The organism is Enterococcus sp. DIV2384, assembly GCF_050534975.1.
Taxonomy (GTDB): Bacteria; Bacillota; Bacilli; order Lactobacillales; family Enterococcaceae; genus Enterococcus; species Enterococcus faecalis.
Genome location: NZ_CP172905.1, coordinates 541,765 through 556,968, shown reverse-complemented (window position 1 = coordinate 556,968; position 15,204 = coordinate 541,765). Strand labels below are relative to the sequence as shown.

The 15,204-nt window shown below is 36.8% G+C and carries 9 protein-coding genes, 1 tRNA gene, 1 pseudogene and 1 riboswitch; of the genes and pseudogenes, 1 reads left to right on the top strand and 10 read right to left on the bottom strand.

Going from position 1 to position 15,204, the window contains the following annotated elements:
• Nucleotides 1-33: 33 nt before the first annotated feature.
• The 4 genes from IGK54_RS02705 to rpoN form a co-directional block, all read right to left on the bottom strand.
• Entirely contained in the window at nt 34-1,500 is a 1,467-nt protein-coding gene (locus tag IGK54_RS02705; protein WP_002355658.1) for an MDR family MFS transporter, read from the bottom strand.
• Between the two features lie 170 nt (nt 1,501-1,670).
• Nucleotides 1,671-2,855, bottom strand: a complete 1,185-nt coding sequence (gene metK / locus IGK54_RS02700) for a methionine adenosyltransferase (RefSeq protein ID WP_002355656.1) — start codon at nt 2,853-2,855, stop codon at nt 1,671-1,673.
• Nucleotides 2,853-2,948: riboswitch (SMK box riboswitch) on the bottom strand. (Overlaps the previous gene by 3 nt.)
• A 122-nt stretch (nt 2,949-3,070) precedes the next feature.
• Nucleotides 3,071-4,948, bottom strand: coding sequence for an acyltransferase family protein (locus tag IGK54_RS02695; RefSeq protein WP_430603171.1), 1,878 nt, complete (start codon nt 4,946-4,948; stop codon nt 3,071-3,073).
• Nucleotides 4,949-5,148: 200 nt separating this feature from the next.
• The gene (rpoN, locus tag IGK54_RS02690) at nt 5,149-6,480 is read right to left on the bottom strand and encodes an RNA polymerase factor sigma-54 (RefSeq protein WP_002366210.1); all 1,332 of its coding nucleotides are present in this window, start codon (nt 6,478-6,480) and stop codon (nt 5,149-5,151) included.
• A 58-nt stretch (nt 6,481-6,538) separates the two neighbouring features.
• Between rpoN and IGK54_RS02685 the strand changes: the two genes are divergently transcribed.
• Nucleotides 6,539-6,610 (top strand) — tRNA-Arg (locus tag IGK54_RS02685).
• Between the two features lie 656 nt (nt 6,611-7,266).
• Here IGK54_RS02685 and IGK54_RS02680 read toward each other — a convergent pair.
• The 6 genes and pseudogenes from IGK54_RS02680 to IGK54_RS02655 all read right to left on the bottom strand — a co-directional run bounded on the left by IGK54_RS02680 (nt 7,267) and on the right by IGK54_RS02655 (nt 14,849).
• Entirely contained in the window at nt 7,267-7,467 is a 201-nt protein-coding gene (locus tag IGK54_RS02680) for a cold-shock protein (protein ID WP_002355647.1), read from the bottom strand.
• A 233-nt stretch (nt 7,468-7,700) separates the two neighbouring features.
• Nucleotides 7,701-8,108, bottom strand: a complete 408-nt coding sequence (locus tag IGK54_RS02675) for an NUDIX hydrolase (protein WP_129222469.1) — start codon at nt 8,106-8,108, stop codon at nt 7,701-7,703.
• Nucleotides 8,109-8,133: 25 nt separating this feature from the next.
• Nucleotides 8,134-9,921, bottom strand: coding sequence for a glycerophosphoryl diester phosphodiesterase membrane domain-containing protein (locus IGK54_RS02670; RefSeq protein WP_016614885.1), 1,788 nt, complete (start codon nt 9,919-9,921; stop codon nt 8,134-8,136).
• A 29-nt stretch (nt 9,922-9,950) separates the two neighbouring features.
• Complete coding sequence (locus IGK54_RS02665; RefSeq protein WP_142957340.1) at nt 9,951-10,460, bottom strand: SA1002 family membrane protein; 510 nt, start codon at nt 10,458-10,460, stop codon at nt 9,951-9,953.
• A 173-nt stretch (nt 10,461-10,633) separates the two neighbouring features.
• Nucleotides 10,634-11,018, bottom strand: a pseudogene (locus IGK54_RS02660) (bacteriocin).
• Nucleotides 11,019-11,042: 24 nt separating this feature from the next.
• On the bottom strand, nt 11,043-14,849 hold the full coding sequence (locus IGK54_RS02655) for an isopeptide-forming domain-containing fimbrial protein (RefSeq protein WP_430603168.1): 3,807 nt from the start codon (nt 14,847-14,849) through the stop codon (nt 11,043-11,045).
• Nucleotides 14,850-15,204: the final 355 nt, after the last annotated feature.

Below are 15,204 nucleotides of genomic sequence, written 5' to 3'. Positions count from 1 at the left end.
TTTCCCTCCAATACTCTTTCTATTAGTGTACCACTAAACCTTCGCTCGTTGCGCTTTTGCGAAAATATTTAACAAAAGAGCGACAACAACTAAGCCCGCACCGACTAAGTAAACATTATGCAGACCTGCATAGAGGATACCGCGTAATGGTTTTAACAACGCAGCTGGAATTAAATTTGCAGTATGTGGATTCACTAATTGATTCATGACATCTGCATCGACGTTTAACGCGCTCGCTTCCAATTTTGCAAACATTCCTGCGTTTAAAATCACACCAAAAATTGACACCATCACAGTCTGCCCAATTGTACGCACCAACGTATTAAACGATGTTGCAACCCCCATTTTTTCAGGCTCCACTGTACTTTGTGCGGTGACCGTAGTCGTTGTGATAGTAATCCCAAAACCAACTCCTAAGACAGAAGACACTACAAAGAAAAGCCAAAACGGAACGGCCATTGGCATTACCACTAAAAAGATGGCCCCGACTAATAGAATCGATAACCCAATCGTTAAGACTTTTTTCATAGCATATTTTTCCATGAAGCTACTTGCTATAAATGATCCAGCCATCCAAAGTAACGACATAGGCGCTAAAACTAAGCCACCAATTCCTGCACTTTTTCCTAAGACACCTTGCATCCACATCGGAATGTAGACATCAATCCCCATTAAGAAACCGCTAATAAGCGCTGCAATAAGATTTACTAAAACAAACGTTGGTTGATTAAATAAATGCAAATCAATCACTGGGTCTTGCGCGCGTTTTTCTATCATCACAAATGCTACAAAAAAGAGCACACTCAAACTCAAACAACCAAATGTTACTAATGTAAAACCATTATCGCTAATCATTTGAAAACCTAGCAATAACGTTAGCAGCACTGCCATCAAAGTAACGCTGCCCAAAATATCCATTGGCATCTTGGTCCGTTCCCGCTTTGGTTCAACTAAGAAAATACTAATCAAGCCCAATAAAACAAGTCCAATAGGAACATTAATGAAGAAAATCCAATGCCAACCGACTGTATCTACAATAAAACCACCTGCTAACGGACCAAAAATACTAGCAATTCCCCAGGCGGCACTGTTTAAACCTAAAATTTTCGCTCGCTTGTCCAATGTATACATATCGGCAATAATCGTTAACGCAACTGGTAAAATTGCGCCTGCCCCCACACCTTGAATTGCGCGGGCAATAATTAAAGTCAACATATCTTGAGCAAAGCCACACAACGAGGAGCCCAAAATAAAAATGATAATGCCAATCATGAAGACAGGTTTACGACCAATTTTATCCGCAAGTTTCCCATAAATCGGTGTTAACATCGCATTCGTTAATAAATAAATTGAAAATACCCAGTTCATAATTTCCATGCCATGTAACGAGCCGACAATCGTTGGCATCGCAGTAGACACAATGGTCCCTTCAATGGCTGTCATAAATGTTGCCACAAAAACACTCACCGTGACTAACTTAACATTTGTTTCTTTTGCCATTTGTTCACATCCTTTTCTATTCAATTGTCAATTTTCTAAATTGCTCCATAGCTATTCTATACAAAAAAGAACAAAATGTCTTAAAAAAATGCTTTTTCATAAAAAAATTATTACAAAAAAAAACAAGAAGTCAGCCAAGTATTGGCTGACTTCTTGTTTTTTTTATTTAATTATTCAGCTAAACTAGCTTTTAACGCTTCAACTTTATCTGTTTGTTCCCAAGGTAAATCAATATCTGTTCGACCAAAATGACCATAAGCCGCAGTTTGTTTATAAATTGGGCGACGTAAATCTAGCATTTCAATAATACCTGCTGGACGTAAATCAAAGTTTTTACGAACTGCTTCGATTAATTTACTTTCTGGAAGATCACTCGTACCAAACGTATTAATAGAAATAGACACTGGTTGCGCCACACCAATTGCATAAGCTAATTGGACTTCTACTTTTTTCGCCAAACCAGCAGCAACAATGTTTTTCGCGATATAACGCGCAGCATAACTAGCAGAGCGGTCAACTTTGGTTGCATCTTTTCCAGAAAAAGCACCGCCGCCATGACGAGCATAACCGCCATAAGTATCAACGATAATTTTACGACCAGTTAAGCCGGCATCTCCTTGAGGGCCACCGATTACAAAGCGACCAGTTGGGTTGATAAAGTATTTTGTTTCATCATCTAAAAGTTCATGAGGAATCACCTCATTGATTACTTGTTCTTTAATATCTTTTTCGATTTGTTCTAAGGTTGTTTCATCATCATGTTGTGTACTGATGACGATCGTATCCACACGTTGTGGTTGACCTTGATCATCATATTCCACTGTTACTTGAGATTTTGCATCAGGACGTAAGTAAGGTAAGACTTTTTCCTTCCGCAATTCTGCTAAACGGCGAACCAAACGATGACTTAACGCGATCGGTAATGGCATTAATTCCGGTGTTTCGTCAACAGCAAAACCAAACATTAAGCCTTGGTCACCAGCGCCAATATCGTCTTTTTCATCTTGATCACGCACTTCTAAGGCTGCGTCAACCCCTTGAGCGATATCAGGTGATTGCTCATCGATTGCTACAAGAACTGCGACAGTCTCTCCATCAAATCCATATTTTGCTCGTGTATAACCAATATCTTTCACAGTTTGACGAACAATTTTTTGGATATCTACATAAGCTGTTGTAGAAATTTCTCCAAATACTAGGACTAAACCAGTTGTTACGGATGTTTCACATGCCACGCGGGCCATCGGATCTTTCTCCAAAATCGCATCTAAAATTGCATCACTGACTTGGTCAGCTACCTTATCTGGATGTCCTTCTGAAACGGATTCTGATGTAAATAAATGTCTTTCTGTCATAATGTTATTCCCCCTAAATAGTTTCGGTTACAAGGCATCTTTAGTAAGTAACGACAATTACTTGCTAAATCCTTTCGGGAACTTGTAACAAAAACAGTATACCAGATATCTAAAAAAAAAGCTTAGGTTTTCAAGAAAATCATTAAATTACCTATATTTGCTTTTCCTATAACAAAAAACTTCCAGCCCCTTTCATCTGAGCTGGAAGTTTCTTGCTACTGTAAAATTTTCTCCGCGATAAAGTGTGTGTATTGCTCGCCACCTGCCACATTTGGATGAACTCGGTCATCATAAAACCAATCATCATGGGCGTTACTATAATTAAACCAGTCAATGACCGTTAAGTTATCGTATTTTTTGTCCATTTGACTAAGTAAACTATTCACTTGATTTTGCCATCTTCTAGTTGGGACGCGAACATTAATCCAATAAACTTTTCGATTACCTAACGCTTTCATAAATTCATCAAATTGTGCCTCTGTAAAAGGACCATTCGTACCTAAACTCACTAAAACAGTATTTTTAAGCATTTTCTTTTTGTCTAGTTCACCAATTAGTGAAATGCTACTATACAATTGACGGCCCACTTCCCCATCGATAATCATTTTAGGGAAAATATCTTGTAACCCGCTAGCACCATCTAGAATAACAGAATCACCAATAGTTGTGATTTCTAAATTCTGCGCTTTTTTTACTTGCTCTGGTGTGAGTTGTGTGGGTAGAACGTCTTGGCTTTCACTCGGTTTTGTACTACTTTCTGTGGACGTGCTACTATTTTTCGTGCCACTTTCTTGGACTTCTTTTTTACGTTCTTCAATTTTTTGCTGATTTTTCGCAATATTTTTTTCTAGTTGCTCTTGTTGCGCACTTTTAGCGTTTGCTGGAGCCACAATTAAACCGAATACTGCAATCACGCTAATCACTGTCATAAAGGCCATTGTCCCTTTTTCACGAAGGTCCCACGGTTTCCGTAAGAACTCAGTGAATTGAGTCCAGACATCCTTATAAGACAATCGTGTCAGTGGATGTTCGATAAAACGATAAGACAATTCGCTCACGACTAAAATTAATGCTATTTCAACCAATGAATGTAGAAAAACATGGTCCGATAAGGTCTTAATTTTGGCCTCATAAAAAATCATGATGGGGAATTGATACAAGTAAATGCCATAACTCCGTTTACCTATCCACGTAAAGACTGGATTCGTTAACCAACGATTCATATCTGCCCCTGGATGTGCAGTGACGGCCACTAAGACAGTGGCTGCCAAACTAATTAAAAACATGCCGCCATAATAAACAAAATTTGTATGATCTGATAATGTTAAAAAGGCTAATACTAAAAGAATTAAGGCACTTAAACCAGCGCCATTTAAGATTTTTTTAGAGGCTTCTGGAATTTCTTCTTTCAAACGTGTGCTTGGCCAAACATACGCCAATGCACTACCTAGTAAAATAGAAAAAACACGTGTGTCTGTTCCATAATAGACACGTGTAGGATCTGCGCCAGGAACATATAAAACGGCCATCAGCGTCACCGAAATTAAGGCGCCGATCAAAACTAAACTGAAAATTCGACCGCGCTTACGAACAAAGCGTTCCAGAAGAATAAAAAGTAATGGCCAAATCAAATAATTTTGCGCTTCAACTGCCAATGACCAAATATGTACAAATGGCGATTGTGTCGCAAATCCATCAAAATAAGAAAACCCTTTAAAAATTTGCCACCAGTTGTTGTAATAAAAAACACTACTAGCGACAACGCTGCGAATATTGTTTAATAAATCCTGCTGAAAGAGTGTAATATAACTAACTGCACTTAAAAGCATCACAATTAATGCTGGATACAGCCGTTTCATCCTTCGCACATAAAATCCTTTTAAATCAATGGTCTGATTTTCTGCCCATTCTTGCCGCAACAAGTCGTTAATAAGATAACCTGAAACAACAAAGAAAATCGGAACACCTAAGTAGCCACCTCGCATGACTTGGGGAAAAAGGTGATACAAAATCACGCCAATTACAGCGATCGTCCGAATGCCATCAAAACCTGTAATATAGCGTTTTTTCTTGCTATTTGCTGTCTGATTCATTTGTGCTTTCCAACTTTTCTATAAAATTATTCTTTTCCTTTATTTAAAGAAGCAAGTAACTTTAATATACGTTTTTTCCTAGGAAATGGCAAGCAAACTTTGTCTCCTTTAGGCTTTTTTTACAATTCAAAAAACCAACATTTTTTAAATTGTAAAAAAACAACCAAAGCTTATGAAAATCACTCATAAGCTTTGGTTGTTTACTCATATCGTTTTCGTTTAGATGAAGATGGAATCCCTAAGGCTTCACGATACTTTGCCACCGTTCGCCGGGATATTTCCATGCCTGAATCTTTTAATCGCTCGACTAATTTTTGATCAGATAACGGTTTACTTTTTACTTCTTCATCAATTAATTTTTGTAGTTGCTTTTTAACCATCGTTGTTGAGACATCCTCGCCATCTTCTTCTGATGAAAGAATACTTGTGGAGAAGAATGAGCGCAATTCAAAGACGCCAAACGTGGTTTCTAGATATTTTCCATTGACCGCACGACTAACTGTCGATTCATGAATAGACAAAGCATCCGCAATTTCTTTTAAAGTCATTGGTTTTAATGGCCGATCTGCTTCTAAAAAGAAGGCTTCTTGACGGCGCACAATTTCTTGCCCTACACGTAAAATTGTATCCCCCCGCTGATTCACTGCGCGCTCTAACCATTCAAATTCGTTTTTCTTATCCTTAATATATTCTTGGACTTCTTTGTCGTCAGTCTCTTGCATTCGTTTGAAATAATTTTCTTGAAAATTTAATGTCGGTCGACCAGCTTTGTTGGAAATCACCACTATTCGATCTTCCTTGATTCGGACAGTTAAATCTGGTCGAATATACAATTCCTCGGTCGCATCAAAAATATTCCCTGGCGCTGGCGATAACGTTTGTATATAATCAAAGATCAATTGAATTTCTGCTAATTCAATCCCGAATTTTTTAGCTAACGGGCCCCATTTACGACTCACTAAGGCATCAAACTCTTCCTCCAATAAAATATACGCTAAATTAGGCGCGGTATCGTCTCGTTCTGTTTGTAGCATCAAACATTCTTGTAAATTGCGTGCCCCCACACCTGCTGGATCTAGCTGTTGTAACAAAGTTAATGCATCTAGCATTTGAATGGCGCTTGCTTCGGTTTTTTCTGCCGCTTCTTCTAACGAAATCGTTAAATAACCATTCACGTCTATATATTCTACTAAAAACAAAACCAATGTTCGCAAGTATGTATCGCGGTAATTCAAATGAATTTGATCAATTAAAGACTCAAATAATGATAAATGATAGTCTGGAATTTGATTCATATAATTATTTTCTTCGTCTTGGTTGGTGTAAGAACGACTAGTTATCGGAAAATCTGTGGTGTACTGCGTATCTACTTGTAAATCAATCAATGGATTCTCTAGTGCTTTCGCTTCAACAAAGGCAGCGAGTTCTTCCGTGTTAAATTGTAAAATTTGAATGGATTGTTGAAGCTGTTGAGTCATGGCCAACTTCTGGACTTGTTTTTGTTGTTGGGACATTCGTTGCTCAAATTTCATTATTTTCGTCCTCCCTCTTGTAATTTTTGTCAATATCAGCTAAACTAGTATTCGTGCCGCGCCCTTAGTGTAGTGGATATCACGTAAGATTCCGGTTCTTGAGACGGGGGTTCGATTCCCTCAGGGCGCGTTATTTAAATATGTTGATTTATCAACGTTTCTGGACACTCTTTATTCATCTAAAGAGTGTTTTTTTCTTGTTTAGGAATGATTTTTCTATCCGTAGTTTTTTCAAATGTTGCTTGTGGCAAGCTCAATTGCACTTAACGCGACAACATTTGTTCTGCTTCAGCTACAAATCCAATAAGGTTAAAATTCCTCCGTTCCTATTGTAACGCATAACGTTTCCTTTTTCTATCAGCTAAACAAAGTATTACGACAAGTAAACACCTGCTTCTCTCTTAAAGATCCCTTTCTGATTATATAGTAAATTGCTTTTAATTTGTTAATTATTTTACCTAAAACTTAATACCCTAATTAAATAAAGAACCTGGGGCAAAAATCACTTTGGATTTTTATCCCAGGCTTAAAACCTGATAATTGGCGGGAACAGAACCGTTCAGCTCCGACCTCTAAAATACTTAATTAGAAATATACTACCAGCAATCACACCAATTATGATTACTAGCCAAAATAATCCACTTACAAGTAACAGCTCAGTTAAGGTCGTCTTCAGATTCTCCTCCTTTAAATGGCATCTGCTTTGTTTTGCTATGTAATTAATGACGAGATCAGACAACAGCTATCAAAAAAACGAACCAACACGTGGTCCGTTTTCATTCATTATTAAGCTTTTACGATGTTCGTTGCTTGTAAACCGCGTGGACCTTCTTCAGTATCAAAAGTTACTGCTTGGCCTTCGTCTAAAGTTTTAAATCCATCTGATTGAATAGCTGAAAAATGTGCAAATACATCATTGCCATCTTCACCTGTAATAAATCCAAAACCTTTGTCTGCGTTAAACCATTTTACTGTACCGTTGTTCATATATATTTCCTCCTAGTGCATAAAAATATGCAAGTTATTGCAAAAAATGTTGAGTGGCAAAAGGAGAAGTATAGTTTTTAAATATATAACTCAAATTACTTATCAAAATTGATTACTTAATTACTATAACATATTTATTAGAAATAAACAATGCCCACGACTTTCCCTTGGACTTTCTAAAATAATCAAAGATGCGCTTGACAAAGCCCTAGCAAAAAACACTCCTATTCTCTCTATTTCCAGTTAGTTTTATTTAACTTTAAATAATCACTACGCGCTAAATAATCAAATAGCGGAGCTAATCCTGGTGAAAAATTTACTTCCTCAAACCGCTTAATAAATTGTACGCCTTTAATTTTATTTGGTTCGTTCATCGTAACTTTTCCTTGGGCTTGTTTGGCAAAATAAAAATGTCCTTGCCAAACGATTGAATCAAAAACAAGTGGTCCAGTAAAAATTTCTTCAAGTTCAGTAATTTCCACTGCTAATTCTTCTTTCATTTCACGAATCGCACATTCCAGCGCTGATTCACCAAGTTCTTGTTTTCCGCCAGGGAAATTCCATGTGTCTGGCCGATCTTTTAAGATAAGAATTTCATCTGATTGATTTTTAAGAAGTACTCGCGAAAATTCTTTTTTCACTTCATTTAACCCTCTTCTTCATTTTTTATTGAGAAGCCACACTTGGCAACATAAAAATATAATGCAAAATACGATCCGCATACGACGGATTTTTTTCAAAGTCATTGACTTCTTCATTGACTAACTCCAAATCATCGGTAATCACTCCGGCAACGTCCATAAAGAGCATTTTACTTAATACCTCTGAGTCATTAACTGTCCAAGCATAAACTGCTTTTTTCTGTTGGTCAGCTTTTAAAATGAAGGTATCATTCAACGTAGTAGCTTCCATTGTATACAAATCAGCTTGTGTTTCTGGAAAAGTGAAATTATAGGGCAAAATAAAACTAACTTTTACTTTTGATTTGGCTTTTTTAAACGCTTTGATCACATTGTAGTCGAGAGATTGAACCTGATGGTTATTCTTTATCAAAGGACGTTCATATTTTTCAATAAAGTTAGAAAGAGCACCTTGACTATCTTGTTTAGACGTTTTAATTTCTACTAGTAATTTTTGTTTGGCTTGGTTTGCTTTCGCTAAATAATCATCAAAACTGGCAATTGGTGCTTCTTGGCCATTTTCTTTAACGGTCATTTTTGTTAATTCAGCCAACGTAAATTCTTGTGGCGTGCCATCAACGCCGGCGAGTTCTTGAAGGTTTGCATCATGCATCACAACAAATTGATGGTCTTTGGTTTCTTGAACATCAATTTCAATATAATCTGGTTTAAATTTAATGGTTCTTTCCATAGCAGGAATGGTATTTTGTACGCCATTACTATTGGTGACCCCTCGATGCGAAATAATCAAAGGTTTTGATTCTAATAGCCCTGTTAAGTAAACAGCGTTGAAAATTATATAGCCGCCAAAAATGGTGAATAGTCCTAGGCCCATTCCGATAGTCACTAATTTATTACGTTTCGTTTCTTTGTCAAAGGCAACTTTTGTCGTCGTTTCTACTTGAACATTTAATTGTGTATATAAGAAATTAATCAGTAATACTGAAAGCCAAGCATTAGAGACAAACTGTAAAAATTGGACAACGGTTAAATTTAAAATCCCACCTAGCAAGCTAATGGTATCGCTCAAGGTATCTAACTTCAACTGTAGAAGATAAAGTAACACATAAATAACATACGTTGAAACAAATACCGCGATCGTCACAAATGCAATATTACGAATAATGAACCATAATCGTTTGTTTGTCATTGACCAACTAGCCTTAACTGCCTCGCCCGCTTTTTTTCTCTCCAGAATCATTAATGGAAGCGTGTAAATGAAACGAATAGCTAAATACCAGACTAATAACCCAAAGGCCAGTAACCCAACCAAGTAAGGAATTCGTTGGGACAAAAATTCAACAATAAAATCTGGAATCACAAATTTCGTCAATAGATTACTTTGGAAAATCAGGTTACCAAAAGGGACAATGACAACAAAATAACCGAAAAAGAATAACCACGAACGGGCACCTTGCTTTTTAAGAACCTTAAAAGATGCCTTGGTAACTCCTTTAAAATGAAAGCGATGGTCTTGCCGTATTTGAAAAATCCCTAATAATAAAAAGGTAAACTGATAAAAAACTGCACCTAAAAAAAGTAACAACAAGAGAATTAATAACACCAGAGCAAGCGGCTTTTCTAACAGTAAATTCAGGTTATTAAACGAAAGATAAGGAATACCTTGAGTTTTTAGTGCGTTGGAAGTAGCCCAACTAAAAGCCCCACCCACCAATAATAATAAGACATTTAAAGTAAAAAATAACCATAAGTACTGCAAGATGTCTTTAAAAAATTGCCTTGTTCCATTTTTAAATGTTTGCCAAGCAGACATACAAACTCCTCCATTCTAAAAGTATCTGATTAAAGTTCTTCCATACGAATCCTAAATAAAACAACGGCAATCCAAATTGAAATAAATGATGGCAAAATAACAATAATGATTGCGACTGGCTCATCAATAGTTCCTTGTAACGTATTTTTTACTTCTGAAGAAATAATAAACTGATCAAAAATCACTTGATAAATAGTAACATAAATCAATACCCATTGAATATAATATTCAATTATTTTCATTAAAACGATGGGTAAAACAATTTTTTTCGTCGTTAAATTCAATAAAAAATATAACAAAAGACTCGTACTGATGATAACGACTATCCCTAAAAGAAATAACGACTCTAACCGCTGCCCTATTACGTTTGCAACGCCTATTGTTAATAATAAATACATAGCTACCGAAATTAAGATGCTCACACTTAGCATAACAGAAAACAAAAGTAATGCCTTAAGAAAAAGCCACTTATCAACTCTTTTATTTCCAATCAATAAACCTAAAAGAATCACCGACAAAAGTAAAATCAATTCAATCATTCGTTCCTCCTCCCAAAACAAATGAAAAAAAATTCATATGTTCGCGTTTATTTTATCAAACCAAAATGGATTTGTAAAACATTTCACATGTTATTTAATAAACGACTATTACTATAAAAAAGACAAGCCAAGTTTCCTTTATTTAGGAAACTTGGCTTGTCTTTTTATTCTTTTTACTTCATTATTTTTTGATAGTTTGCGAATAATTGATTCGCATCTCCTTCTCCATCAATTTTCTTGAGATGGCCGTTATCTATTTTAAACATAGATGGCACATGTAAAACTTTATTTTCTCGGATAAATGTTGACCATTCCTTCATGGTCTCTTTGTTGGTTAATTCTACATAGTAAACCTGTTTAGGTGCTTGTAATAGTTTCTCGAAATCCTGACAATCTGAACAGTTTTTCTTTTTTAAAACAACATAAAATGTTTCGCCAGAGTGTTTTTTTTTCTTGATACTCATTAAAACTTAATTCCTTTTTATGCGGAATAAATGTAAAACCTACCAACAAACTAAGTAACAAAATTAACAGACTGAACGAAATTTTTTTATTCATGTTTTTTCTTCCTTTTTAGTTTGTTTAATTTTTTCTTTTTTTATTTTTTGTTATGCCAAAGCTAATAGCCACTATAAGGACAATTAAACCTGCAATCATGTAAAGTGGATTTACTGTTGTATTAGTCATTGGTAAATGAATTCCTTTACTTGCTGATTTTCCAAAATTGACTGGGTTCGTTGGCGCTTGATGATTTGTAGGCGTCAACGGTTTCTTCGGTTTTAGCGGTTGTTTAGGTTCAGGTTTTTTTGGATCTTCTGGTGTTGGCGCAGGCGGCGTTACGGTTGGTTTGTTGGAGTGTAACACGTCTCCTTCATTGCCAAAGTTCAAGTCGGCTTGGTTGGGAATCCCACCTTGTTCAATATAAGGGGCTAATTCTTCGTCCGTTGCGTCAGCTTTAATTTTGGTTGTAATGGTCATGGTATAGGTATGTCCAGCTAAGTATGAGTAGCTGTCATCTTTTTTGTTCATAGTAAAGGTTACTTTGTTATTTTCTTGCGCTACTTTGCCGTTAGTTGTAACATCTTTGCCAGTTTCGTCAGTGACTTTCACGTCTGTAATGTCTAACACTTTATTAATTTCATCTACCATGCTGGCTTGGGTCCATGTGCTTGTTTCGTTGCCGAAAGCTGCTTTGACGTTCCATTTAAATTCTTGGTCGCGGTTGGTTAGATCTAAATGTTCTTGACCTTCGACGTCTTTAGTAATATTTGGATCAACTGGCGGTGGTGTTACGGTTGGTTTGTTGGAGTGTAACACGTCCCCTTCGTTGCCAAAGTTCAAGTCGGCTTGGTTGGGAATGCCACCTTGTTCAATATAAGGCGCTAATTCTTCGTCCGTTGCGTCAGCTTTAATTTTGGTTGTAATGGTCATGGTATAGGTATGTCCAGCTAAGTATGAGTAGCTGTCATCTTTTTTGTTCATAGTAAAGGTTACTTTGTTATTTTCTTGCGCTACTTTGCCATTGGCTGTAACATCTTTACCATTTTCATCAGTGACCTTCACGTCTGTAATGTCTAACACTTTATTAATGTCATCTACCATGCTGGTTTGGGTCCATGTGCTTGTTTCGTTGCCGAAAGCTGCTTTGACGTTCCATTTGAATGCTTGGTCGCGGTTGGTTAAATCTAAATGTTCTTGACCTTCTACATCTTTTGTAATCGTTGGATCAACTGGCGGTGGTGTTACGGTTGGTTTGTTGGAATGTAACACGTCACCTTCATTGCCAAAGTTTAAGTCCGCTTGGTTGGGAATCCCACCTTGTTCAATATAAGGGGCTAATTCTTCGTCCGTTGCGCTAGCTTTGATTTTAGTAGTAATGGTCATTGTGTACGTATGACCACTCAAATAGGCATAACTGTCTGCTTGTTTGTTCATTTCAAAAGTTACTCTGTTATTTTCTTGTGTTACTGTGCCATTGGCTGTAACATCTTTACCATTTTCATCAGTGACTTTCACGTCTGTAATGTCTAACACTTTATTAATGTCATCTACCATGCTGGCTTGGGTCCAAGTGCTTGTTTCGTTGCCGAAAGCTGCTTTGACGTTCCATTTAAATTCTTGGTCGCGGTTGGTTAGATCTAAATGTTCTTGACCTTCTACATCTTTTGTAATCGTTGGATCAACTGGCGGTGGTGTTACGGTTGGTTTGTTGGAGTGTAACACGTCCCCTTCGTTGCCAAAGTTTAAGTCCGCTTGGTTGGGAATCCCACCTTGTTCAATATAAGGGGCTAATTCTTCGTCCGTTGCGTCAGCTTTAATTTTGGTTGTAATGGTCATGCTATAGGTATGTCCAGCTAAGTATGAGTAGCTGTCATCTTTTTTGTTCATAGTAAAGGTTACTTTGTTATTTTCTTGTGTTACTTTGCCGTTAGTTGTAACATCTTTGCCAGTTTCGTCAGTGACTTTCACGTCTGTAATGTCTAACACTTTATTAATTTCATCTACCATGCTGGCTTGGGTCCATGTGCTTGTTTCGTTGCCGAAAGCTGCTTTGACGTTCCATTTGAATGCTTGGTCGCGGTTGGTTAAGTCTAAATGATCTTGACCTTCGACGTCTTTAGTAATATTTGGATCAACTGGCGGTGGTGTTACGGTTGGTTTGTTGGAATGTAACAAGTCTCCTTCATTGCCAAAGTTCAAGTCGGCTTGGTTGGGAACCCCACCTTGTTGGATATAAGGGGCTAATTCTTCGTCCGTTGTGCCGGCTTTAATTTTAGTTGTAATGGTCATTGTGTATGTGTGACCAGCTAGATAGGCATAACTGTCGTCTTGCTTATTTATTTTAAAAACAATGTTGTTGTTATCAGTAGTTAATGTTCCTTCAGCTGTTACATCTGTTCCATTTTCATCGGTGACAACGACTTTTTGAATATCTAACAATGAATTAATGTCATCTGTAATACTTGCTTGGGTCCAATCGTTTGTTTGATTACCAAAATCAGCTTTTACATGCCAATCAAAGGAATCATCCCGATTCGTTAAATCTAAATGTTCTTGATTTTCAATATCCTTAGTAATTTCTGGATCTTCTGGCGTCACATCACAGTCATGGGCATGGTCATTTTTAGGAATGGTTGCTTCAGGAAAGTCTTTAGCTACCTCACCTTGAGTCATTGATCCTGAGCTAACTACTGTATCGGCATCAATTGCTGTATTTTCTTTAACAGTATAATGAATGGTAATATTCCCCACATAGCCTGCTACACTGACAGCTGAAATGGTTTGTCCGTTAATTTGAACAGGCACATCATTTCCGGCATCATCCGTAGCCGTTGCTGATTGAATGTCAAATTGATCAGCAACTGTTAGCGAGGCATTAGCTGGCGCTGATTGTCCCACGCGATCTTGGACAATTTGTTTTAATTGTGCTGTAAAATCATCAATAGATTGGCTAGTAATAAAATCTTCTGGTGTGCTGGCACCTTTTTGTAGCTCTTGTTTTACAAAAGGACCAACTTCTGATTGGTATTTATCATAATAAGAATTAACTGAACTTAAAGAATCGACACTTTCCCAAAAGGCATTAATCATTTCATACCCTTCATTTGTAACTTCTTGATTCAACGCTAAAACTTCTTCTGCTGCACCTTGATAGTCATTACTATATTCCACAGATATATAATTGCTAGCTCCCCAAGTACCTAATTGATGATTTGGATCTGGATATTCATTAATTTTATCATTTGTATTGGTTTTGTGTAAGTAACCATCTAATCGAGTATTAGCAACTCCATCCGTTACTAACAAAAAATAAGTTTTTCGATTCGTTAAGTCACCATGTGTCGCATTATATTCATCTAAGGCTAATTTCATGCCTTGTGCAGTCGGTGTTCCACCATAAGTTCGAACATCTCCAAAATTTGACACAAATTGACTTTTATCAAATGTTAATGGTGTATTTACACGAACATTTAACTCTTTGTCTCCGTCATTGATTTTTGTCGTTCCATCAGGAAACATAAATTGGCGTCCACCACGATAAGAAGTAAGCATGACACGATCTTTGTCTGTTAAGCCTTGAACCACTTCATCAATCGCTGAGCGAACCATTGGAAAATTGTCTGAAAAGCTTCCGCTAGCATCTTCAACGACGACTAAATCGACTGGTTCCGTTTCCCCTGCAACGACTGGAAATGCAGCTTCCCCTTCTAATATTCGTTTACAATCGGCTAAGCTTTCATCTTGAACTTTCACCGTATTGGTCATTCCTTCTGTATCTCCTGCTTTAACCGCTCCTTCAGCTAAAGCCAATGTGGGACTGAAATTTCCCACAACTGTTCCAGCGACAATCACCATTGTCGATAATAATTTCGTTGCTTTCTTAAACATTTTAATCCTCCCTATTTTCTTTCGCTAGTGTTTGGGACACTTGCTTCTCTTTACTTCAACTACAGCTCCTTAAATCTTTCATCAAGTCGATGTGTCTCCTTGTTTTTGTGACACATCTCTTACTCAATTTCTGATTCTATCACCTTTATAGGCTAAAAATTGGCAGTATTCGGCTCTTGAAAACGTAAAATTTGTCTTTTAAAAATTAATGAAAAGACTATCTACTAACAAAGTTGGCTTTCACTTACTTTTTGACACCTGATTCCTTTTAAAAGTCTTTTTTTACACAAAAAAAGTAAAAGAACCTTTACAATCCTTTTACTTAATTGTTAGATGCTATTCATAATTTTCTTAG

Bases quoted from the DNA above. Each gene is read 5' to 3' on its own strand.
- IGK54_RS02705 (WP_002355658.1), bottom strand. From the start codon at position 1,500: ATGGCAAAAGAAACAAATGTTAAGTTAGTCACGGTGAGTGTTTTTGTG.
- metK (WP_002355656.1), bottom strand. From the start codon at position 2,855: ATGACAGAAAGACATTTATTTACATCAGAATCCGTTTCAGAAGGACAT.
- IGK54_RS02695 (WP_430603171.1), bottom strand. From the start codon at position 4,948: ATGAATCAGACAGCAAATAGCAAGAAAAAACGCTATATTACAGGTTTT.
- rpoN (WP_002366210.1), bottom strand. From the start codon at position 6,480: ATGAAATTTGAGCAACGAATGTCCCAACAACAAAAACAAGTCCAGAAG.
- IGK54_RS02680 (WP_002355647.1), bottom strand. From the start codon at position 7,467: ATGAACAACGGTACAGTAAAATGGTTTAACGCAGACAAAGGTTTTGGA.
- IGK54_RS02670 (WP_016614885.1), bottom strand. From the start codon at position 9,921: ATGTCTGCTTGGCAAACATTTAAAAATGGAACAAGGCAATTTTTTAAA.
- IGK54_RS02665 (WP_142957340.1), bottom strand. From the start codon at position 10,460: ATGATTGAATTGATTTTACTTTTGTCGGTGATTCTTTTAGGTTTATTG.
- IGK54_RS02655 (WP_430603168.1), bottom strand. From the start codon at position 14,849: ATGTTTAAGAAAGCAACGAAATTATTATCGACAATGGTGATTGTCGCT.